The sequence below is a fragment of the Pyxidicoccus fallax genome (assembly GCF_012933655.1).
GTDB classification, from domain to species: Bacteria; Myxococcota; Myxococcia; order Myxococcales; family Myxococcaceae; genus Myxococcus; species Myxococcus fallax.
The window spans coordinates 74,913-96,715 of sequence record NZ_JABBJJ010000006.1 but is presented as its reverse complement, the minus strand read 5'-3'; the positions used below and the strand labels follow the sequence as shown (position 1 = coordinate 96,715).

At 71.8% G+C, this 21,803-nt stretch carries 15 protein-coding genes; 5 read left to right on the top strand and 10 right to left on the bottom strand.

What is annotated here, in order from left to right:
• Positions 1-601: 601 nt before the first annotated feature.
• From HG543_RS02355 to HG543_RS02325, 7 genes are read right to left on the bottom strand one after another with little or no spacing between them, the layout of a single operon-like run.
• Complete coding sequence (locus HG543_RS02355) at positions 602-3,355, bottom strand: phospholipase D-like domain-containing protein (RefSeq protein ID WP_169342990.1); 2,754 nt, start codon at positions 3,353-3,355, stop codon at positions 602-604.
• Positions 3,356-3,374: 19 nt separating this feature from the next.
• Complete coding sequence (locus HG543_RS02350) at positions 3,375-4,385, bottom strand: MlaD family protein (RefSeq protein ID WP_169342989.1); 1,011 nt, start codon at positions 4,383-4,385, stop codon at positions 3,375-3,377.
• A complete protein-coding gene (locus HG543_RS02345) occupies positions 4,378-5,124 on the bottom strand; it encodes an ATP-binding cassette domain-containing protein (protein ID WP_169342988.1) in 747 nt (248 codons plus the stop codon). The genes HG543_RS02350 and HG543_RS02345 overlap by 8 nt, the downstream gene beginning before the upstream one ends.
• Positions 5,125-5,131: 7 nt before the next feature.
• The gene (locus HG543_RS02340) at positions 5,132-5,878 is read right to left on the bottom strand and encodes an MlaE family ABC transporter permease (protein WP_169342987.1); all 747 of its coding nucleotides are present in this window, start codon (positions 5,876-5,878) and stop codon (positions 5,132-5,134) included.
• Positions 5,875-6,648: an MlaE family ABC transporter permease gene (locus tag HG543_RS02335; RefSeq protein ID WP_169342986.1), complete on the bottom strand. Its 774-nt coding sequence runs from the start codon at positions 6,646-6,648 to the stop codon at positions 5,875-5,877. Before HG543_RS02335 ends, HG543_RS02340 begins: the two co-directional genes overlap by 4 nt.
• Complete coding sequence (locus HG543_RS02330; protein ID WP_169342985.1) at positions 6,645-7,343, bottom strand: ATP-binding cassette domain-containing protein; 699 nt, start codon at positions 7,341-7,343, stop codon at positions 6,645-6,647. Before HG543_RS02330 ends, HG543_RS02335 begins: the two co-directional genes overlap by 4 nt.
• A 21-nt stretch (positions 7,344-7,364) precedes the next feature.
• On the bottom strand, positions 7,365-9,224 hold the full coding sequence (locus HG543_RS02325) for a MopE-related protein (RefSeq protein WP_343073250.1): 1,860 nt from the start codon (positions 9,222-9,224) through the stop codon (positions 7,365-7,367).
• A gap of 293 nt (positions 9,225-9,517) precedes the next feature.
• Between HG543_RS02325 and HG543_RS02320 the strand changes: the two genes are divergently transcribed.
• The 3 genes from HG543_RS02320 to HG543_RS02310 are packed head-to-tail and all read left to right on the top strand — an operon-like array spanning position 9,518 to position 15,260.
• Positions 9,518-10,918, top strand: coding sequence for a TolC family protein (locus HG543_RS02320; protein ID WP_169342983.1), 1,401 nt, complete (start codon positions 9,518-9,520; stop codon positions 10,916-10,918).
• A gap of 5 nt (positions 10,919-10,923) precedes the next feature.
• Positions 10,924-12,144 carry an efflux RND transporter periplasmic adaptor subunit gene (locus HG543_RS02315; RefSeq protein WP_171818206.1) on the top strand — a complete coding sequence of 407 codons (1,221 nt, stop codon included), beginning with the start codon at positions 10,924-10,926 and terminating at the stop codon, positions 12,142-12,144.
• Positions 12,141-15,260 carry an efflux RND transporter permease subunit gene (locus tag HG543_RS02310; RefSeq protein WP_169342982.1) on the top strand — a complete coding sequence of 1,040 codons (3,120 nt, stop codon included), beginning with the start codon at positions 12,141-12,143 and terminating at the stop codon, positions 15,258-15,260. Before HG543_RS02315 ends, HG543_RS02310 begins: the two co-directional genes overlap by 4 nt.
• A gap of 80 nt (positions 15,261-15,340) precedes the next feature.
• On the opposite strand, the gene HG543_RS02305 is transcribed toward HG543_RS02310, so the two are convergent.
• Entirely contained in the window at positions 15,341-16,465 is a 1,125-nt protein-coding gene (locus tag HG543_RS02305) for a right-handed parallel beta-helix repeat-containing protein (protein WP_169342979.1), read from the bottom strand.
• Positions 16,466-16,679: 214 nt separating this feature from the next.
• Between HG543_RS02305 and HG543_RS02300 the strand changes: the two genes are divergently transcribed.
• Both HG543_RS02300 and HG543_RS02295 read left to right on the top strand, forming a co-directional pair.
• Entirely contained in the window at positions 16,680-17,996 is a 1,317-nt protein-coding gene (locus HG543_RS02300; protein WP_169342978.1) for an amidohydrolase family protein, read from the top strand.
• A 220-nt stretch (positions 17,997-18,216) separates the two neighbouring features.
• Positions 18,217-18,681: a DUF2267 domain-containing protein gene (locus tag HG543_RS02295; protein ID WP_169342977.1), complete on the top strand. Its 465-nt coding sequence runs from the start codon at positions 18,217-18,219 to the stop codon at positions 18,679-18,681.
• A gap of 35 nt (positions 18,682-18,716) precedes the next feature.
• Here the strand turns inward: HG543_RS02295 and HG543_RS02290 are convergent, their stop codons facing one another.
• The gene (locus HG543_RS02290; protein WP_169342976.1) at positions 18,717-20,414 is read right to left on the bottom strand and encodes an AarF/UbiB family protein; all 1,698 of its coding nucleotides are present in this window, start codon (positions 20,412-20,414) and stop codon (positions 18,717-18,719) included.
• Between the two features lie 24 nt (positions 20,415-20,438).
• Positions 20,439-21,788 (bottom strand): Na+/H+ antiporter NhaA, encoded by a 1,350-nt coding sequence (gene nhaA / locus HG543_RS02285; RefSeq protein ID WP_169342975.1) that lies wholly within the window; start codon positions 21,786-21,788, stop codon positions 20,439-20,441.
• Positions 21,789-21,803 lie beyond the last annotated feature (15 nt).

Genomic DNA, 21,803 nt, shown 5'->3' with positions numbered 1-21,803 from the left:
AGACAGCTTCTGGGGGGCGCTGGCGGAGTTGGTGCGGGCGGTGGCGCGCGGCGACGAGCAGGACGCGCTGGAGAACGTCATCCCCATGGGGCGGGTGCTCTGGAAGGCGCTGGCGGCGGAGGAGGACTCCGGGGCTGGAGGCGAGCGAACGCCTCCTTCGGAGGGCACTGGCACCGAAGGCGCTGAGACAGAGGGCGCGGGGACTCCTCCGCTGGAGGGTGCTGGCACCGAAGGCGCTGAGGATGGAGGCGCGGGGACTCCTCCTCTGGAGGAGGCTGCGACGGAAGGCTCGGGGTCCGGTGCGCCAGTCGCGTTGCATGCGGGTGCCGCGACGCTGGAGGCATCCGGAAGGGACGACTTGGGTATGCGCAGCGCGGGGACTCCGCTCTCGACTCAGGTGCCCGGGGATGCTGCAACAGCCCGCGACTCCGGGCCAGAAGCGCTTGGAGCGACGGGAGTTCGTCGAGGTGGCGGCTGCTCCTGGAGCGGGACACGCCCTCTGGCGCGAGTTCGTGCTCGCTCCCGCTGCTCCGTGCGTCGCTCCGGTCCGAGCTTCGCCAGGCGGCGCCCTGCTCCGTGCAGTGCCTTACGGCATCCTGAATCAGCCCACGAGCGAGGGCCAGTTGCGGCCCACCCAGGCGCGCTGCTCGGCCTCGGTGCGCCAGCGGGTGTCCTCGCGGTCGATTCTGCGGGACGTCGCGAGCAGCGGCTCCAGCGCCGCGAGCATGCGCTCGGCGAAGGGCGCATCGTGGACGACGAGGAGGGCCTCGCTCTCCCAGTAGGCAGCGGTGACATCCAGGTTGGCGCTGCCCACGGCGACCGTGGCCGTGTCCTGGACCAGGAGCTTGGCGTGCACATGCGGGAAGACCCGCTCCAGCTCGGGCTCCCAGGCCGGGGCGGGTGGCATCGCGAACTCGTAGGCGATGCCGCCCGCGTCAATCACCGCGTCCAGGCGGCTGCGGACGTACCGGTCCGCCACCTCGCGAAAGGTGCCGCCGGCGAAGTGGTCCTGGTGGCCGTAGTGGGGCCGGACGCTGCCGAAGAGGACCTCGACTCGCACGCCCCTGCGCAGCGCGGCGACGAGCGCGTTCTGCAGTTCGAGGAGCAGCGGGAAGGTATTCACCAGCACCAGCCGTGACTTCGCGTGCCGGATGAGGGCGAGCTGCGTGTCCAGCGTGTGCGTGTCCTCGAGCCCTTCGTGCAGGACGAGCCGCGCCGACATCTCTCCGGCCGGTGCGGCGACGGGCACGGGGTAGGGTGCTCCGCCCGCGCGGGTCCACTCGGCGAGGAAGGCACGCTCGAGGTCGGAGACGAGCGGGCCGGAGAGCCGCGCGCCACAGTCCAGCCAGGGCACGTCGCGGTAGTGCGAGGTCCGCCGGAGCGCCACCTCGTTGAAGCCCGTGTAGTAGGGCGCGCCCATGTTGCGCCCGGTGATGAAGGCCTGCTCCGTGTCGACCAGGAGCATCTTCCGGTGGTTGCGCTGCTTCAGCGCGGAGAGGCTCGGCAGGCCGGACAGGGGCGCGATGGCTCGCACCTCGATGTTCGGTGTCTTGGAGAGCTTCACGAGGACGGGGTTCATGACCCCGAAGGTCTCGTGTCCGCTGTAGAGCGCATCCGCGAGCAGCCGCACGTGCACGCCCCGGCCCGCGGCGCGCTGGAGTGCTTCCGCGAAGCGCGCCGTGACGGTGTCGTCCTCGACGATGTAGCACTGCCAATGCACGGTGCTCCGCGCGGCGTCGATGGCGGCGATCGCCGACTCTCGCGCGGCGGCGTTGTCGAACTCGAAGTCGATGGCATGTCCCCCGGCGCACTGGCCACCTCCAGCGAGGGCGAGTTCGCGCGAGATGGTGTCGGGCGCCTCCGGCAGCAGCAGGGGCGCCGGAGCGTCGCCTTCGGACAGCAGGAGCAGCTCGCTCTCGGTGAGCGTGCGGATGAAGGGGTGGACGGGCTTGTGCTCGTCGCGAGTGATGACGGCGGAGATGGCGGCGCCCGCCATGGCGAGGCGCACGGCCACGCGCAGCAGGCGCTGGGCATCCACCTGACGCGGGACATCGTCGGCGCGCAAGTCGTCGAGCCAGGCGCTGGCGTCGACGAGGAGCGGTGGCATGAGCCCTGGCAGTTGCTTGCGCAGCCGCTCCCGGCACGTGTCGAGCGGCTCGCTGTCCCGCAGACGGACGAAGACGGGATGGCTCGTACCGCTCATCCTCGCCAGGACATCTCCAAGAGGCTCCAGGGCGAGGCGGCTGTCGACGAGCAGCAGGGGCCGCTCGGGAGCCAGCAGGTGGCAGGGGATGGGCTCGCCCGGGGCGGAGTCGCAGGTGAAGGCGAGGGCTGGCAGGTGCCCGCTCCGCACGTGGGAGAACCACGACGCCGGCAGGGTGGCCGTGCCTCCCTGGTGCTGGGAACTTCCGAGCGGACTGCCGCCTTCGAAGACGGTGAGGACACCGGGCTCCGGGACGGAGACATTCAACAGGAGTCCGACGCGCTCGATGGCGAACCGGGGCTCCAGCCCGGGCAGGAGCAGCGAGTCCGAGACGGCATGGCGCTCCTCGAACAGCGGGGATGTGGGGAGCGTGCGCGGCAGCAGCAGCGTGGGGACGTGCGCGTCCTGAAGGGCCCTGGCGCCGAAGAGCCCGAGCATCAGCGCCTCCATGTCATCGACGGCGTCGGCGGGGGCGAGCAGGAGGTCCGCCCCGCAGCGCCGCGCGGCCGACTCGAACGCCTCCGCGCGGCCCAGGACGCTCTGGGCCAGGGACTCCATGCGCAGCGTCTCGGAGACGCCCAGCGCGCGGGAGAGGGCGTGGAGCTGGTCGGCCCGTCCGGGGGCCTCGGTGGAGGTGAGCGCGATCAGCTCGGTGCGTGGAAGGCCCCGCTTCGTGATGAGGTCCACCACCGAGCCCAGGCCCCTGCCATCCGGCGCCACCGCGAGGGTGATGCGCGAAGTGGGGGAGGGCACTGTGGGACAGTGGGCACCCACGGAGAGCACGTGCAGCCGCTCGCGGATGGCGAGCGACAGGATGACCCTCGCGCGGGCATGGGGCGACGTGCCGAGCAGCGGGCCGATGACCACGAGCTCGGAATGGTGCTGCCGGGCCGAGAGCGTGAGCGCATCGACGTCGAGGTGGTCCTCCAACTGGTGGCCGATGCCCGTGCCCACGTGCCAGTCCTTCGCGGCCTCCCAGAACCGGTCGAGGGCGTTGAGGCTCGGAGGTCGTGGGGCCTCCAAATCCCTTCGCTCGGGGGACAGGCCGTACAGGTGCACGCTGTCCGGGGCCGGCGCGAGCCGCCGCGCGGCGGTGAGCACCTGCTCCGGGTCCGCACTGGCATCGAAGAGGATGAGCAGGCGTCGGAACATGGCGCTTTCGGCGGGAGCCTCAGTCCTTCCAGAGAACCTTCCACGGATGCTTGCGCAGGTCCGTCACCAGCGTGCGCAGCTCATTGTACAGCGTGGGGTCCTGGAGCACCGCGCCGGCCGTGCCCTCGCCGCCTTCAATCTTCGCCAGCACCCGGTCCGCCCTCGCGGCGATGCCCTCCAGCTGTCCCGCCGCGTTCGTGAAGCGCTCCAGCGCCACCTTCACGCGCTGCCCGTCCTCGGGGCCCAGCGCGCCCGTTACCGCCGCCAGACTGTCCAGCGTCGTGCCCGCGGACTTCGTCAGCCCCGGCAGCTCGCTGCGCATCACCGCCGCCGTGGCCGCCGCGTCCTCCAGGAGCCGCGCACCCTTGCCTCCGGGCTGGAACGACTCGCGCGCGTAGCCCGCGAGCTGCCGCAGGTCCTTCGACGCCGCCGCCAGCTCCGAGGCCAGCACCTTCACGTCGCCCTCGTTCTCCGTCAGCATCCGGTCCAGCGTCTTCGTCAGCCGCGACACGTTCGCCGCCAGCTCCGTCACCGCCTCCGGGTCCTTCTCCAGCATCGCGGACAGCATCTCCACGAAGCGCGAGAGCTGCTCCGCCAGCAAATCCAACCTCGGCGCATCCGTCCCGCGCACCGCCTCGCCCGCGCCCAGCGGGTGCTGTGCCGAACCCGGGTTCAATTCCAGATACGGCTCACCCAGGATGCCCACCGTGGCCACCGTCACCCGCGCATCCTTCCGCAGCGCGCCGAGCGCCTCCGGCGCCACCGCCAGGTCCATGCGCACCGGCATCGGTCGGCCCTGCGAGTCCCGCCGCTCCGGCAGCAACCGGATGGCCTGCACGCGTCCCACCTGCACGCCGCCCAGCTTCACCGGCGCGCCCTCCACCACGTTGCCCGTGTGGCCGAAGTCCACCGCCAGCCCCGCCTCGGAGCCCAGCGTCAGCTCGCCCATCAGCCACAGCAGCGCAATCACGCCCACCACCGTCGCCAGCACCAGGGCGCCCACCTTCAGCTCCAACCGTCGCTCATCCATTCGTCTCGCCCTCCATGAACGGCGCCGTCAGCACCCGAAGCTCGGGCGCGGAGGATTCCAGGAACGCGGCCGGCGGGCCCAGGTACGCGCACTGTCCGCCCGCCACCACCAGCACCCGGTCCGCCAGCCCCTTCAACTGCCGGTAGTCATGCGTCACCACCAACCCGCCCAGCCCCCGCGCCTTCAGTGACGCCAGCACGTCCTCCACCTGCGACGCCGCCCGCCGGTCCAGCCCCGTGGTGGGCTCGTCCAGCAACAGGTAGCGGGGCTTCAGCACCAACGCCCGCGCAATCGCCGCCCGCTTCTTCGCGCCCGGCCCCAATTCCGGCGGCAGCCGGTCCGCCCACTCCACCAGCCCCACCTGCGCCAGCGCCGCCTCCACGTCCTCGGCGGGCGCCCGCGGGTCCGCGAGCCGCACATTCTCACGCAACGTCCGCCAGTCCAGCAGCGCCGGGCCCTGCACCAGGTACGGCGCCCGGCGCCGCAGCCGCACCAGCTCGCGCTCGGGCAGCGTGTCCACCCGCTCGCCCCATAGCTCCACCTGTCCCGCGTCCGGGCGCAGCAGCCCCACCGCCATGCGGCACAGCACGCTCTTCCCGGAGCCGCTCGCCCCCGCGATGAACGTCAGCTCCCGCGTGGACACCTCCGCCGTCAGCCCTCGCAGCACCGGCCGTCCCGCCTCGAACGCGACGCGCACGTCCGTGAAGCGCAGCGTGTCTTCGGTGGAGGAGGGGCTCACGTTCGGCTCACAGGCGCAGCAGGTGGAAGGCGAGGGACACGGCGAGGTCTATCAACAGGCACCCCAGGCTCGCCGCCACCACGCCCGCGGTGGTGGCCTCGCCCACCGCCTCGGCGCCGCCCCGCGCCCTCAGCCCCGCCACCGCCGCGGCCAGGGGAATGTACAACCCGCAGCCCGCCGCCTTCAGCAGCGCCGCCAGGATGTCCCACGCGTCCACGTAGCGCGGGTCCATGAAGGACCTCCCGTCCACACCGAAGGCGAACCCCGCCACCGCCACCGCCGACAGCGTCGCCGCTATCGTCCCCAGCACGCTCAGTAGCGGCACTCCGAGCACCCCGGCCACCACCCTCGGCGCCACCAGGTCCGAGTGCGGGTCTCCCGCGGACATCTCCAGCGCCTCCACCTGCTCGTTGACGCTCATGGTGGACAGCTCCGCCGCGTGGCTCGCGCCCGCGCGAGACGCCGTCAGCAGCGCGGACATCACCGGGCCCAGCTCGCGGATGAGCAGCTCGAAGTACGCCGGCCCCAGCACCGCCACGTTCCCCACGAAGCGCCGCGCCTGGCTGTTGGCGATGGTCACCAGCACCGCCCCGAAGAAGGCCATGCCGGACATCACCAGCCACACGCTGCGCCCGCCCAGCTCGTGGAGCTGTGCCAGCGACTCGCGCCAGGGCACGCCGTTGCGCACCGAGGCGCGCACCGTGCGCGCCAGCATCACCGCCGGCGCTCCGAAGAAGGAGAGCACCGCGCTCATGCCATCCACCTCGACAGCAGCGAGGTGAGCAGGAAGTCGAGCACGAAGATGGCCGCGCACCCGCGCACCACCGCGCTCGCCGCCGCCTGGCCCACCGCGCGCGCGCCGCCTCGCGCGGACAGGCCCACCGCCGTGGACATCAGCGAGATGGCCAGCCCGAAGGCACCCGTCTTCACCACGCCCCCGAGGATGTCCAACGGGCTCAGCATGTGCGCGAACGTCCCGAAGAAGACCCGCAACGGCAGGCCCAGCGTGAGGAGCGCCGCCCCGGCCTCGAAGAGGATGGCCACCAGGAAGGTGAAGGTGCTCAGCGCCAGCATGCTCAGCTCCATGGCCACCACGCGCGGCGCCACGAGGATGGCGAACGGGTCCAACCCGATGCCGCGCAGGCCCTCAATCTGCCCGCCCACCTGCATGGTGGCCAGCTCCGCCGCGTTCCTCGCGCCGATGCGCGCGGACATGATGAGCCCCAGCAGCAGCGGGCCGAACTCCCACAGCACCCCGTACCCCGAGGCCCACCCAAGGAACGCCCGCGCGCCGAAGCGCTGGATGTAGAGCCCCGCCTGGAGCACGACGATGACGCCCGCCAGCGCCGCCGTCGCCAGCGCCAGCGGCAGCGAGCCGTAGCCGAACTGCACCAGCGCCCGCGCCAGCTCGCGCCGCTCCAGCCGGGGCAGCCCCAGCATCGTGCGCCCGGCCACGAGCCCCAGCGCGCCCGCGCCACGCACCGCGTCCAGGCCCATGCGCCCCACCCAGGCCAGTGCCTTCATCCGAGCACCTCGTCCGGCGCGTGCTCCAGCTCCGGCGCGGGCGGCCCGTCGTGCACCAGCCGCCCGCCGCGCAGGTACAGCCAGCGGGGCAGGGGAAGGTCCACCGGGGCCTCGGGCGCGGCCACCAGCAGCGTGCCGCCGCCGGAGACCTCCAGCAGCACCCGCGCCACCTGCCGCGCCGTGCCTGGATCCAACCCCGCGAAGGGGTCATCCGCCAGGAGCACCGACGGCCGCGCCGCCAGCGCTCGCGCCAGGCCCGCGCGCTTCTTCATGCCGCCGGACAGCCGCTCGGGCAGGGTGCCCGCCGCGTCCGAAAGCCCCACCGCGCGCAGCACCTCGTCCGCTCTCGCCGCGGCCTCCGCCTCCGGTACGCGGCGGCGCGCGAGGGGCAGCAGCACGTTGTCGCGCACGGTGAGCGAGTCGAAGAGCGCGTCCGTCTGGAACACCATGCCGAAGGCGGCCTGTCGCTCACGCCGCTCCTCCAGTCGCAGGCGCGAGGCCTCCTGCCCGTCCCACAGCACGCGGCCTTCCGCCGGGGCAATGAGTCCCGCAAGCGCCTTCAGCAGCGTCGTCTTCCCGGAGCCCGAGCGCCCCAGCACCAACGCCTGTGTGCCGGGAGGCAGCGCACAGTCCACGCCGGCCAGCACCGTGCGCGTCCCGTACCGCACCGTGAGGCCGTCCGCGCGAAGGTCCATGGCCGACAGTCCGTTCCCGTCTCAGGGCCGCCAGCGGACGAGGGCACCGTCATGGCCCGCGCCCCAGACGTCGCCAGGGCCGGTGCCCTCGAGCGCGTTGAGTGTCTCGGCCGCGACGATGACGCTGTTCCAGGCCGTGCCGTCGAAGAAGTGGAGGTCGTTCGACGTCGAGGTCACCACGTAGAGCGCGGTGCGCCCGAAGGCCAGCAGGGCCCGATAGTCTGGCGTGCCGCTGCCCGAGGGCGTGGGGCCGCTCCTCGCCGTCCACGTCGTCCCCGAGCGCTCCAGCAGCAGGCCATCGTCTCCCGCCACGTATGCCAGTCGCGGTGTCAGCACGCGCACCGCCCGCAGGTACCCGGTGCTCGTCGGAACGCCCAGGTTCTCCTTGGTCCATGTGCTTCCGCTCGCGGGCGCGCGCCAAGCCACGGGGCGCTCGGTGAGTCCCACCGTCTCCGCGCCCACCGCGAGCAGCGTCTCCGGACCCAGGCCATGGATGGCGCGCAGGTTGGAGGCCACCTGGGTGACGAGCTGGGGCGCGGCCTGCGTCGGGGCGCCCTCCACATACTCCCAGCGGATGACGCGGCCCTGACTGTCCACCGCGAACAGCCGCACCGTGGTGCCCTGCTCGAAGCCAACCATCCCGTTGAGGGGGGCACTCCCCGGGCCGCCCACCCGCTCACACGAGGCGAGCGCGTCGGGCCGCACCGTGGCCAACTCGCCCGTGGACGCGCCGAGGAACACGCGCCCATTGCTCGCCGCCCATGCGGACCGCCACTCGCCGGCGCAGCTCGTCACCGCGTCGAAGGCGGTCCCGCTCACGTGGACGACCCTGCCAGCGTCACCCGCCAGCCAGCCCCGGTCCTGTCCATACGGAGCCACCGCGTTCCAATTCCCGGTCGCGACTCCGACGGTGTCCTGTCTCCACGTCACCGCGGCGCACCCGGGGTCGTCCTCGTCCACCTGTCCGTCGCAGTCGTTGTCCAGCCGGTCGCACACGTCGCGCGCGCCCGTGGAGGCGAAGCGGGTGCTCTCGTCGCAGTCGGTGCGCTCGGTGGTGGCTCCCGGCACGGGCGCCACGCAGCCGGGGCCCACCGCCGCGCCGGCCCTGCCATCCCCGTCCTCGTCCACGTACCAGTCCGAGGGCTGCTGCTGGCTGACGCACGCGGCGGACGACGTCGACTGGCAGCTCCTCATCCCGGCGCAGCCCTGGGCCGTGGTGCAGGAGGTGCCCACCGCGAAGCCGTCATCGTCCGGGACGCCGTCGCAGTCCTCGTCCACGCCATCGCAGACGGACTCCTGCTGGCCGGGGTGGATGCGGGCGTCCGCGTCGTTGCAGTCACCCAACTGGGTGACGAACCCCGAGGGCGGGACACAGGCGGGACGGGGCTGGGCGTTCGAGGCCGCGTAGCCGTCTCCGTCCGCGTCCGCGTAGTACGTGAGGGCGTCGGGCGCGTCGGCCTCGCCATTCGCGCAGTTGTTGTCGATGCCGTCGCACAGCTCCGTCGCCGCCGGGTGGATGTTCGCGTCGTCGTCATCGCAGTCCGAGCCGGGGCGCTCGCCTCGCGCGGAGACGTAGCCGTCACCGTCCAGGTCCTCGGCCCGCAGTGCCAGCCGCGTCTCCGTGATGCCCTCCACCGGTACCTGGGCCTCGACGGACTGCTCCGCCACCACGGGGCCATTGCAGGAGCGCTCGCGCGCGCTCGCCGTCAGCGTCAGGTTCCGGCTCCACCCCTCGCGTCCGAGGATGGCCACCAGCTCCGTACCGCTGGAGCCGCCGGCCTCCACCGGCACCTGCGCGACGTCCGTCCGGGACGGGTCCTCCCGGTCCACGACCGACAGCGTCAGGCAGCCCGGGTGGAAGGTGGCATAGGTGATGGCCACCCGCAGTGCGCCCGCGTCGGGAGGGGGCTCTTCCTTCCGACACCCTGATAGGAAAACCGACGCCGCCAGCACACCGAGCAGGAATAAACGCATTGCCTGTGCATTCCCGGGCGCGCCTGCCGCCCGACTTCATGACGCACCGAGGTCAGAAACTTAGGAGACCCCGCAGTCACCCATAGTCCGCCGCGCCGGGCACCGTCCAGACGCGCGAATGGCCATAGCCCCACCTCCGTCACCTTCGTTATATGGCGCGCCGAACCGCTCCCCTGGGAAAGACTCCCTTCCGCCCGCACATGTCCGCCGCCCGCTTCGCTCTCGCCTCGCCCCTGTGTGCCTGGCTCGCCCTGTCCGCGCCCGGTGCCCTGGCCCAGGAGGCCGGCACTCCCGGTACGCCTCCCGACGCTTCGGTGAACGGGGCGGCCCCGACGCCCGGTGCGGCCCCCGCACCCGCCCAGGCCGCGTCGCTGACGCTGGAGCGCGCGGTGTCCCTGGCCGCGGAGCGGAACGAGGTGGCGCTGGCGGCCCAGCAGCGCGCCCAGGCCGCCGAGGCCCGCGTGGCCCGGGCCCGCGCCTTCTTCTTCCCGGAGCTGACGGCGACCGGCACCTACACGCGGCGCCCCAACCAGACCACGCGCAACGTGGGCGGCGAGGAGGTCATCCTCCAGCGCTACAACGCCTTCGGCGCCAACATCGTCGCGCGCGCCACCCTGTTCGACGCCCGGGGCTTCCCCCTGTACCGGGCCGCGAAGCTCGAGGGCGAGGCCGCCGGACTGGACGCCGTGGAGGCCCGCCGCCAGGTGGCCTTCGAGGCCGCCAACGCCTTCCTTGTCTCGCTGGCGGATCAGCAGGTCTTCCAGGCCGCCGAGCAGCGGCTCGCCTTCGCCCGGCAGTCCCTGGAGGACGCCCAGGCCCGCGCGAAGGCCGGCCTCGCGAGCACCAATGACGTGACGCGCGCGGAGCTGGAGGTGGCCAGCGCCGAGGTGCAGCTCACCAACGCCCGCAACACCGCGCAGACGAGCCGCCTGGAGCTGGGCTACCTGCTGGTGGAGCCTGTGGAGGGAGGCCTCGCCCCGCCGGACGCGCTGCTGACGGACGCCGCCCGGCCGCTGAGCGTGTACGAGGCGCTCGCCCAGGGCGCGGCGGACCGCCGCCCGGACATCCTCTCCACGCGGCTGCGGGTGGAGTCGCTGAAGGCCAATGCGAAGGAGCCGCTGGCCCGGCTGCTGCCCGCGCTCGGTGCGTCGTACACCTACCGGCTCACCAACGAGGCAGGTCTCACCGGGCGCACCGGCGACGGCTTCTTCAGCGTGGACCTCACCTGGCAGCTCTTCGACGGCGGCGAGCGCTACGCCGAGCGCCGTGAGCGCGTGGCCCTGTCGAAGGCCGCGGCGCTGGAGGAGCAGGCGAGCACGCGCCGCGTGGACGTGGACATCCAGCGGGCGCGGGTGGGGTTGGAGAACGCGCAGGCCGCGCTCACGCAGAGCGAGCTGGCGGTCCGCGCCGCGCGGCAGAACGCGGAGGAGCAGGGGATTCTGTACCGTCAGGGCCTGTCCACGGCGCTGACGGTGGCGGACGCCTCGCTTCGCCTCTTCGAGGCGGAGGTGTCCCAGGCGCAGAGCCGCTATGCGCTGGGCGTGGCGCTCCTCGGACTCAGGGCGGCTGTCGGACTCGATCCTTTGGGGAAGGAACCGTGAAGGGAATGCGACGCGCAACCAAGCTGACGCTGGCGGTGGCCGTGCTGGCCATGGGGGCCGGCTGCAAGAAGGACGCGGAGGCGTCGAAGGCCGGCCCCGGCGCGCCGGCGGCCCAGGGCGGGGGTGGCGGTGGCCGCCCCGGTGGCCGCGGTCCCATCCAGTTCCCCGTCGAGGTGGCCCCGGTGGAGGCCCGCGACGTGGAGTACGTGGTGAACGCGGTGGGCTCCGTGGAGGCCTTCGAGCGGGTGCAGATCACCGCCCGCGTGGCCGGCGCCGTGGAGCGCGTGCTCTTCACGGAGGGGCAGGCGGTGAAGAAGGGTGACGTGCTCGCGGAAATCGAGCCCGCCCGCTACGCCATCGCCGTGCGCTCCGCGGAGGCCGCGCTGGCCAAGGCGAAGGCCTCGCTGGTGGAGGCCCAGGCCGGCGCCGAGCGCCGCGCCGCCGTCAACGAGGCGCGGCCGGGCCTGCTGCCCACCGAGCAGCTCGAGACGTACCAGACGCGCGCCCGCACCGCGGAGGCGGAGGTCGCCGCGGCGAAGGCGCTCCTGGACCAGGCGCAGCTCAACCAGCGCGACGCCTACGTGCGCGCCCCCATGGACGGCGTGCTGCAGACGCGCACCGTGCAGACGGGCCAGTACGTGCAGCCGGGCCTCGTCATGGCCACGCTGCTGCGGCGCGAGCCCATGCTGCTGCGCTTCACCGTGCCCGAGGCGGACGTCGCGCGCATCCAGCCGGGCATGCCGGCGCGCTTCACCGTGCGCTCGCTGGGCGGCGACTTCACCGCGAAGATCACCCACGTGGCCGAGGCCGCGGACGACGCCAGCCGCATGGTGCCGGTGACGGCGGAGATCTCCGGCGAGGCCGTGAAGCGGCTGCGGCCGGGCTCCTTCGCCACGGTGGCGGTGCCGGTGGAGACGCGGGGCGGCAGCCCGGTGGTGCCGCAGACGGCGGTGCGCGCCAGCGAGAAGGGCTTCCTCGCGTACGTGGTGGAGGGCGACAAGGCCCGCGAGCGCGTGCTGGAGCTGGGCATGCGCACGGCGGATGGCCGGGTGGAGGTGCGCGACGGCCTGAAGGCCGGCGAGACGCTGGTGGTGCGCGGCGGCGAGGCCCTGCGCGACGGCGTGGCGGTGCGCATCGCCGAGGGCCCCAAGCCCACCCTCAAGGGAGAGCCGGGCGCGAAGCCCGAGGGCGGCGGCGGTACCAGCGGCGGAGGTGCCCGCAGATGAGCCTCACGGAAGCCTGCATCAAGAAGCCCGTCCTGGCGTGGATGATCATGGCGGCCACCATCGTCTTCGGACTGGTGGCCGCGCAGCGCATCGGCATCAGCCAGTTCCCGGACGTCGACTTCCCCACCATCAACATCGGCGTCACCTGGGAAGGGGCCAACCCCGAGGCCGTCGAGAGCGACGTCATCGAGCCCATTGAAGAGGCCGTGACGCAGGTGGAGGGCGTCACCAGCATCACCTCCAACGCGCGCCAGGGCGGCGGCAGCATCACGGTGGAGCTGGACCTGTCGCGCAACGTGGACCTGGCGCTGCAGGACGTGACGACGCGCGTGAGCCAGGCCGCGCGCCGGCTGCCGCAGGACATCGACCCGCCCGTCATCTCCAAGAACAACCCCGAGGACCAGCCCATCATGTGGGTGGGCGTCTCCGGCCCCTTCAGCCAGCAGGTGGTGGGTGACTACGCCCGCTACCGCGTGAAGGAGCGCCTGCAGACGGTGCCCGGCGTGGGCGAGGTGCAGCTGGGCGGCCTGCTGGAGCGCAACGTGCGCATCTGGGTGGACGCGCAGAAGCTGGACGCGCTCGGCCTCACCGTCACGGACATCACCGCCGCGCTCCAGCGCGAGCACGTGGAGTTGCCCGCCGGCCGCATCGAGACGGAGGGCCGCGAGGTCAACGTCCGCGTCATGGGCGAGGCGCTGGACCTGGAGACGCTGCGCAGAATCATCGTCCGCGAGCAGGGCGGCCAGCCCATCTACCTGCACGACGTGGCGCTGGTGGAGGACGGCTTCGAGGACGTGCGGCGCGCGGCGCGCATCAACGGCGAGCCGGCGCAGGGCCTGGGCATCAAGAAGCAGCGCGGCGCCAACGCCGTGGCGGTGGCCCAGGGCATCCGCGCCGAGCTGGACAAGATGCAGAAGGACCTGCCGGAGGGGATGCAGCTGGGCATCAACTTCGACTCGACGCAGTTCATCGAGGAGAGCGTCCACGAAATCGAGTTCGAGCTGCTGCTGGCGTGCATCCTCACCGCCTTCGTCTGCTGGGTGTTCCTGGGCTCGCTGTCCTCCACGATGAACGTGGTGCTGGCCATCCCCATGTCGCTCCTGGGGACGGTGGCCGTCATCTACTTCCTCGGCTTCACGCTCAACACCTTCACGCTGCTGGGGCTCGCGCTGGCGGTGGGCATCGTCGTGGACGACGCCATCATGGTGCTGGAGAACATCTTCCGGCACGCGGAGGAGGGGAAGGACCGCGTGAGCGCGGCGCGCGAGGGCACCGCGGAAATCACCTTCGCGGCGCTGGCGGCCACGCTGGCGGTGGTGGCCATCTTCCTGCCCGTCGTCTTCATGAAGGGCGTCATCGGCAAGTTCTTCCTCCAGTTCGGCGTGACGCTCTGCGTGGCGGTGCTGCTGTCCTACGTGGAGGCAATCACGCTGGCGCCGGCGCGGTGCGCGCAGCTCCTCAAGACGTCGCGCGAGGGCCGCAGCCGGGTGGGCGTGGTGGTGGACCGCGCCTTCGAGAAGCTGGAGCGCGGCTACGGGCGCACGCTGGCCTGGGGCCTGAAGCGGCCCTGGTGGGTGCTGGGCGCGTCGGTGGTCATCCTGGGCATCAGCGCCTTCGCCTTCCGCGCGCTGCCGAGCGAGTTCGTTCCCTCGCAGGACCAGAGCCGCCTGCTGGTGCGCCTGCAGACGGCGGTGGGCAGCAACCTGGAGGAGACGGACCGGCTGTTCAAGAGGGCGGAGGAGTTCGCCAGCAGCCGTCCGGAGGTCACGCGCGTCTTCTCCGTGGTGGGAGGCTTCGGCAGCGGCGCGGTGAACAGCGGCATCATGTTCGTCAGCCTCAAGCCGCCCGACGAGCGCATGCCCCAGGCGGAGTTCCAGCAGATCCTCCGCAAGGAGCTGAACAGCTACCCGGGCCTGCGCGCGGTGGTGCAGGACCAGTCGCAGAGCGGCTTCACCGCGCAGCGCGGCTTCCCGGTGGAGTTCAGCGTGCGCGGCTCGGACTGGGAGCAGCTCGTGGAGGCCAGCACGGAGATGCGCGAGAAGCTCCAGGCCGGCGGCAAGGTGGTGGACGTGGACTCGGACTACCAGCTCGGCATGCCGGAGCTGCGAATTACGCCGGACCGGGCGCGCGCGGCGGACCTGGGCGTGCCCATCCAGGCGGTGGCCACCACCATCAACGCGCTGGTGGGCGGCATTCGCGTGGGCAAGTACAGCACCGGCGGCCGGCGCATCGACGTGCGCATGCGCCTCTTGGCGGACCAGCGCTCGCGGCCGGAGGACCTGTCGGTGCTGAAGGTGCGCACCGCCAGCGGCGCGCTGGTGCCGCTGTCCTCGCTGGTGACGCAGGAGGAGCGCCCGGCGCTGCAGGCCATCACCCGTAGGGATCGTGAGCGCGCCATCAGCATCTACGGCAACGTGGCGCCGAGCTCGAATCAGCAGGAGGCGCTGGCGCAGGTGGAGCAGCTCGCCAAGGACCTGCCCGGCGGCGTGCGCGTGGTGGCGGGCGGCGCGAGCGTGGCCTTCCGCGACTCGATGAACAGCCTGTTCTTCGCGCTCTTCCTCGGCATTGGCGTGGCGTACATGGTGCTCGGCGCGCAGTTCAACTCGTTCCTGCACCCCGTGACGGTGCTCACGATTCTTCCGCTGTCGGTGGCGGGCGCGGCCTTCGCGCTGCTGGCCACGGGGACGACGCTGAATATCTTCAGCATGATTGGCCTCCTGCTGCTGATGGGCATCGTGAAGAAGAACTCCATCATCCTGGTGGACTACGCGCTGCAGGAGCGCGAGCGCGGGGCGGACGCGGTGCAGGCCATGCAGCGCGCCGGCCCGGTGCGGCTGCGGCCGATTCTCATGACGTCCACCGCGACGATGATGGCGGCGGTGCCGGCGGCGCTGGCGCTGGGCGCGGGCTCGGAGACGCGCGCGCCCATGTCCATCGCGGTGCTGGGCGGCCTGTCCGTGTCCACGGTGCTCAGCCTGCTGGTGGTGCCCGCCTTCTACGTGGTGGCGGACCGCATGAAGACGCGGCTGGCCACCTGGAGGGGCAAGACGCCGGACGACGAGGCCGGAGCGCACCCGCCTCGCACCGACGAGGCCCGGCCCGCCACCCACGGCTGACCGCGGAACGGAGGTTCCGTTCCACGCGCGCCGCCAGCGCTCCCGGGGTTTCCGGGTGGGGCTGGCGGCGTCGGCTTTTTTCAGTCCTTGGACTCGGGGCCCAGGCCCTCATGGCCGAGGTCGCCCAGGCACTCCAGCGTCTTCAGGGGCGAGTCGGGGTGGAGGCGGAAGTCTCCGGCCTCGGGGTCCATGAAGAGCGGGTCCAGCACCACGTTGCCATCCTCCCCCAGGCGGACGCGCTGCGGGACATGGTGCGTCTCCGCGACGTGCTCCCCGTTCCGGAAGAAGAGGTTGCAGCGGATATCGCCGGTCTGGACGTAGCTGTGCAGGATGCCCACGGCCGAGCCCGCGATGAAGTTGCGCCGGATGTCGATGTAGCCGGCAATCACGCCGATGGCGAGCTCGCGGTTGTTCCAGAAGATGTTGCCCTCGACGGTCGCCCTGTCCTGGAAATGGGGGAAGGTGAGGGCGTGGTCGTTCTCGCGGAAGAGGTTTCGGCGCACCTCGGCTTTCGCTTGGAAGTAGAGCAGCACGGCGTTGCCGTTGTGCTCGAAGATGTTGTTCTCCACGCGCGCGGACGACGGCCAGTGCCCGTCCGCGTAGACGGCCGCGGCGTACCAGTTGCCCGAGCACCAGCGCGTCAGGTCGCTGTTCATGACGCAGTGGGTGTCGGAGCCCACGTTGCGGAACGTGAAGCCGGAGATGATCACGTCCGTGGCGCCGGTGAAGTCGATGAGGTTCCGGGAAGCGCCCTTCGCGTCCAGGAAGGTGTAGGGCGCGCCGAGGCTCGACAGGCGGATGCCGCTCTTCAGGCGGAGGTGCTCCGTGTAGATGCCGGGCGCGACGTGGATGGTGTCCCCGTACTCCGCGGCGTCCACCGCGGCCTGGATGGTAGGGTACTGCTTGGGAACGATGAGGAGCCTGGGGACACGCGGCGCCGCGGGCGGCGGCTCGTCCCGGCCGGCTCCCTCGCCGGAAGCGGCGTCACCTGGCGTGGAGGGCGTGGCATCGGAGCCCTCGTCTCCGGAAGGGGGCACCGTGTCCCCATCAGGCGGTGGGGAGGTGTGCTCGGCGGCCTCCGAGGTATGGGCCGGCGCCTCCCGCGTGGCGGCGGTCTCCTCGGGCGCGCCTGCGTCGGGCGGTCCGCCGCAGGCGGTGAGGCACAGCGTGAGCAGCGAGAGTGATGCAGGGTGCTTCCAGGACATGGCTCTCCCTCCGGTGAAGGTGACGAGATGGCCGGCCCCTGTTTCGCGAAGCAGTGTACGCGCGATGCGAGCGGATGGGCCCCTCGAAGATCTGAGGGTGAGCGGCTGACAACCTCAGAGATTCGAGGGACGCGTCGGGTTTCCGACGTCGCGGCCTCACCCGCCCCGCCGCGCGCTACGCTGCGTAGCGTTTCTGTTTTCCACTGGAGGCTTCGTGAAGCGGCTTGCCCGTGTGTTGTCCCTGCTGACGTTGACCCTTGGCGCCGTCGCCACGGCCCAGCCCGCCGCGACGCCCCGCCGCGTGGCCGTGCGTGCCGCGCGGATGCTCGACGTGAAGAGCGGCAGGTACGTGAGCCAGCCGGTCATCCTCATCGAGGGTGAGCGCATCGTGAAGGCCGGCCCGGGGCTCGCGATTCCCGAGGGCACGGAGGTGGTGGACCTGGGCGAGGCCACGGTGCTGCCGGGGCTCATCGACGGCCACACGCATCTCATGGCGCGCCAGGAGGAGACGCCGGACGGCTACGAGCTGGCCCTGCTCAAGAAGTCCCAGGCCACCCGCGCGCTGGAGGGTGCGGCCAACGCCCGGGCCACGCTGCGCGCCGGCTTCACCACCGTGCGCGACGTGGAGAACGAGGGCAGCGGCTTCGCGGACGTGGCCCTGCGCGACGCCATCCGGCAGGGGCTGGTGGAGGGGCCCCGCATGCTGGTGGCCACGAAGGGCATCGCGGCGGTGGGCGCGTACCACCCGTTCGGCACCTCGCCCGACGTGAAGGACCTGCCCACGGGGGCACAGTTCGTCAGCGGCGTGGAGGAGGCCCGCCGCGCCGCGCGCGAGCAATTGGGGCAGGGCGCGGACCTGCTGAAAATCTACGCGGACTGGGCCACGCCCACGCTCACCGTCGACGAGCTGCGCGTCATCATCGAGGAGGCGCACAAGGCCCGGCGCAAGGCCGCCGTCCACGCCAACACCCCCGAGGCCATCCGCAACGCGCTCACTGCGGGGGCGGACTCCATCGAGCATGGCCACGACGCGGACCGCGCCGCGCTGGAGCTCCTCCAGAAGAAGGGCGCCTTCCTGGTGCCCACCGTGGGCATCCTCGAGGCACTGGCGGAGCGCGCTCCCAACGCGGCCGCGCGCCAGCGCTTCGAGGAACGGCTGGCGGGGGCGCGGAAGATGGTGGCGCTCGCCCACCAGCTCGGCGTGAAGATTGTCAGCGGCTTCGACGCGAGCACGGCCTGGCAGCAGGGCCGCAATGCCATGGAGCCCATCGCGCTCCACCGCGCGGGCCTGCCGCCCATCGAGGCCGTGCGCTCGGCCACCTCGCGGGCCGCCGAGCTGCTCGGCCTCCAGCAGCACGTCGGCACGCTGGAGCCGGGACGCTACGGCGACCTGGTGGCCGTCTCGGGAGATCCGCTGGCCGACATCACCGAGCTTCAGCGCGTCCGGTTCGTCATGAAGGGTGGGGCGGTGGTGCTGAACACACTGGCTCCCGCTGCTTCGAAGCCGCCCGAGGTCCCCGCCGCGAAGTGAGGGCGCCACGGGAGCGGGCGGTTGCCGCGAGTCTCCACGGCGCGCCTGCCGCGGAGTGAGCAGGGCAGGGGCGTACGTCCCAGCGGGCTCCCGGCTCCGGGCTCGCGGCGGGAGGTGCCGTCGGCTCCCGGCTGATGGCGGCGCGGGGCATGGCCACCGTGACTGACGTCAGGCGGACACGCCATGACTCCCTACACACCGCGAACAAGGAGACGACCCCATGGCGCAGCACACCGAACCCCCTCATGACTTCTCGGCCGAGCCGGTGAAGGGACGGGACGAGCCCGCGGACCGCCAGGCCTTCATGCTGGAGCTGCAGAACAGCCAGGAGCTGCGGGTGAACGGCGTCAACTCGCGCGACGCGGCGGACGCCGTGCTCTGCACCCTGGCGCGGCGCCTGTCCGACGGCGAGGACGTGAAGCTGATGCGCGCGCTGGGAGACCGGATTGGCCGGCTCATCGGCGCCTGTGACATCCACCGGGGCCCGTCGCACGCGAAGCGGATGTCGCGCGACGAGTTCATCTCCGACGTGGCGGACCACCTGCGCATCCCCGTGGACCAGGCCTTCCGCGTGGTGACCACCGTCTTCACCGCCGTCCGAGACCGCATCCCCGAGGACGAGGTGGCCGCCGTGGCCTCGCAGCTCCCCGCGGACCTCGCGGACCTGTTCCGCCGGCCGGTGTAGCGACAGGAGGTAGGGCGGACCTGCGCGGGTCCGCCCTACCTGCGCTTCGGCTTCTGCTTCTTCAGGAAGCGGCTCAGCCGCACCTTGCCCAGCCCGCGCCCGCCGAAGAGGTACCAGGTGAGGACGGCGCCAAACAGCGCCGCCGCCAGGGCGATGCCCACCACGCCCAGCACCGGCACCCCGCCGTACATCCACGGCTTCGGCGCGAAGGCGATGAACGCCCCCACGATGAACCCACAGGCGCACAGGCCCAGGAAGGCAATCACCGCCGCGCTGCGCAGATTCTCGTTGAGCTTCTCGAACTGGTCCGCGCGCACCGTGACGGTGAACTTGCCGGACTCCATGTCCAAGAGAATCTGCGACAGCTGCGTGGGCAGGTCCGCCGCCATGGACTGGAAGCGCAGGAGCGTCCGCATCAGCCCGCCCTGCAGCTGCGACGGGTCATACCGCCCGGCGAGCAGCTCCTTCGCGTACGGCAGCGCCACCTCGATGATGTTCATCTCCGGGTAGAGGCTGCGCAGCATGCCCTCCGTGGACACGGACGCGCGGCTGAGCAGCGCGTACTCCTTCGGAATCCGGATGCGGTACTTCACCGCCAGGTCCAGCAAGTCGCGCAGCAGCGAGCGCGTGTCCACCTGGCCCAGCGTGGTGGCCAGGTGCTGGCCGAGGATGCCCTCGATGTCGTTGCGGAAGCCCACCAGGTTGGCGCGCGCGTCCGGCACACCCACGCGGTAGAGGATGCGCGCCACCGAGTCGCTGTCCTTCAGCGCCACCGCGAGGCACAGCATCACCAGCGTCTCCTGCATGGGCCGCGTCAGCCGCCCCACCACGCCGAAGTCCAGCAGCGCCAGCCGGTTGCCCTCCAGCAGCAGGATGTTCCCCGGGTGCGGGTCCCCGTGGAACAGCCCGTCGTCGAAGAGCTGGCGGAACGACGCCTCCAGGATGTGCTGCGCGATGACCTTCCGGTCCTCCTCCGCCAGCTGCGCCTGGTTGATCTTCACCCCGCGGATGAACTCCAGCGTCAGCACCGTGCGGCTGGACAGCTCCGAGTACACGCGCGGAATCTTGAGGTACGGCCGCTCCCGGTGGTTCTCCAGGAAGGCGCGGATGTTGTTGGCCTCGTTGATGAAGTCCAGCTCCTCGTGGATGGCCCGGTCGAACTCGTCCACGATGCCGGAGGGCGTGTAGACGCCCGTCTCCTCCACCACGGCCTCCAACAGGCGCGCCAGGCTGCGCAGCACCCCCAGGTCCGAGTCGATGCTCGCGGCGATGCCCGGCCGCTGCACCTTCACCACCACCTCGTCCCCCTGGAGCGTAATCGCGCGGTGCACCTGGGCGATGGACGCGGCGGCCAGCGGCACCGGGTCTATCTGCGCGAACAGGTCCTGCACCTCCTTGCCCAGCGACTCGCGAATCTGCGCGTGCACCTGCTCCAGGGGAATGGGGACGACGTGGTCCTGCAGCAGCGACAGCTCGTCGATGTACTCGGCGGGCAGCAGGTCCGCGCGGGTGGAGAGCACCTGGCCCAGCTTGATGAAGGTGGGGCCCAAATCACTCAGCAGCATGCGGAAGCGCCGGGCGGTGGAGGCGCGCTGGGCCTCCGGGGAGACTTCCACCTTCTCCTTGCGGCCCAGGATGCGCCACAGCCCGGCGCGCTCGGCCAGCTCGCCGAAGCCATGCCGGACCGCGATGACGGAGATCTGCCGAACGCGGTTGAGGTCCTGGAGAATCACGGCGCCGCCCCTTTGTCCCCTACGTTATGCCGGGACCGCCGGCTTCGCCACGAAGCGCAGGAGGACGTAGCCCACCACCGCGGACACGAGCGAGCCCACCAGGATGCCCAGCTTGGCCTCCCTCAGCAGCTCCGCGTCCTGGAGGAAGGCCAGCCCCGCCACGAACAGCGCCACCGTGAAGCCGATGCCCGCCACCACCGCCACGCCATGCAGTTGGCCCGGCCCGGCCCCGCCCGGCATGGCGGACACCCGCGCCTTCACCGCCACCCAGGTGAAGAGGAAGATGCCCAGCTGTTTGCCCACGAACAGCCCCACGATGATGCCGAGCGGCAGGGGCTTGAGCAGGTCTCCCAGCCCCATGCCCTCCAGGGAGATTCCGGAGTTGGCCAGCGCGAACAGCGGGACGATGCCGTACGCCACGTACCCGTGCCACAGGTGCACGAAGCGGTTGAGCGGCGACTCCACGTCCTCCAGCCGCTCCTCGATGTAGAGAATCTGCGCGCCGCTCACCTGCTCATCCGCGTTCTGCAGGATGCAGCTGTCCACGAACTGGTGCAGCTCGCTCAGCACCTCGCGGCCGCTACGGATGGGCAGCGCGGGGATGCACAGCCCGAGCACGACGCCGGACAGCGTGGCGTGGATGCCCGCGTGGTGCAGGGTGTACCAGAGCGCCGCGCCGGCCAGCGCGTAGAGCATGCCGTTGCGCACGTAGAAGCGGCCGAAGCCCAGGAGAACCACCACCACGCCCACGCTGGCCAGCAGCCACTCCACGTGCAGGCCGGACCCATAGAAGAGCGCGATGACGAGGATGCCGCCGATGTCATCGAAGATGGCCAGGGCGGTGAGGAACACCACCAGCCCGTGGCTCACCCGGGCCTTCACCAACGTGAGGCAGCCGATGGCGAAGGCGATGTCCGTGGCCATGGGAATGGCCCAGCCGGCCATGGACGGGGTGCCGGCGTTGAAGGCGACGTAGAGGAGCGCGGGCACCACCATGCCGCCCAGCGCGGCGATGAGCGGCAGCACCGCGCGGGAGAACGAGCGCAGCTCGCCCGCGGCCAGCTCCCGCTTGATCTCCATGCCCACCACGAAGAAGAAGAGCGTCATCAACCCGTCGTTGACGAACTCCCGGAAGGTGAAGTGGGCCCGCATGCCCTCCACCCCCAGCTCCAGGCGGGCGTCGAACAGGCCTGTATAGATGGCGGCCCAGGGCGAGTTGGCCCACACCATGGCGGCGACCGCGCAGACCGCCAGGAGGATGCCGCTGGCGGCCTCCAGCCGGAAGAAGGCCTGGACCGGGGCGATGGCCACGCGGAACAGCGCGGGGACGGGTGGCGGTGGCGCCGCGCGAGGAACGGAAGGGGGCGTCTCCATGGCGCCGGCAAGATG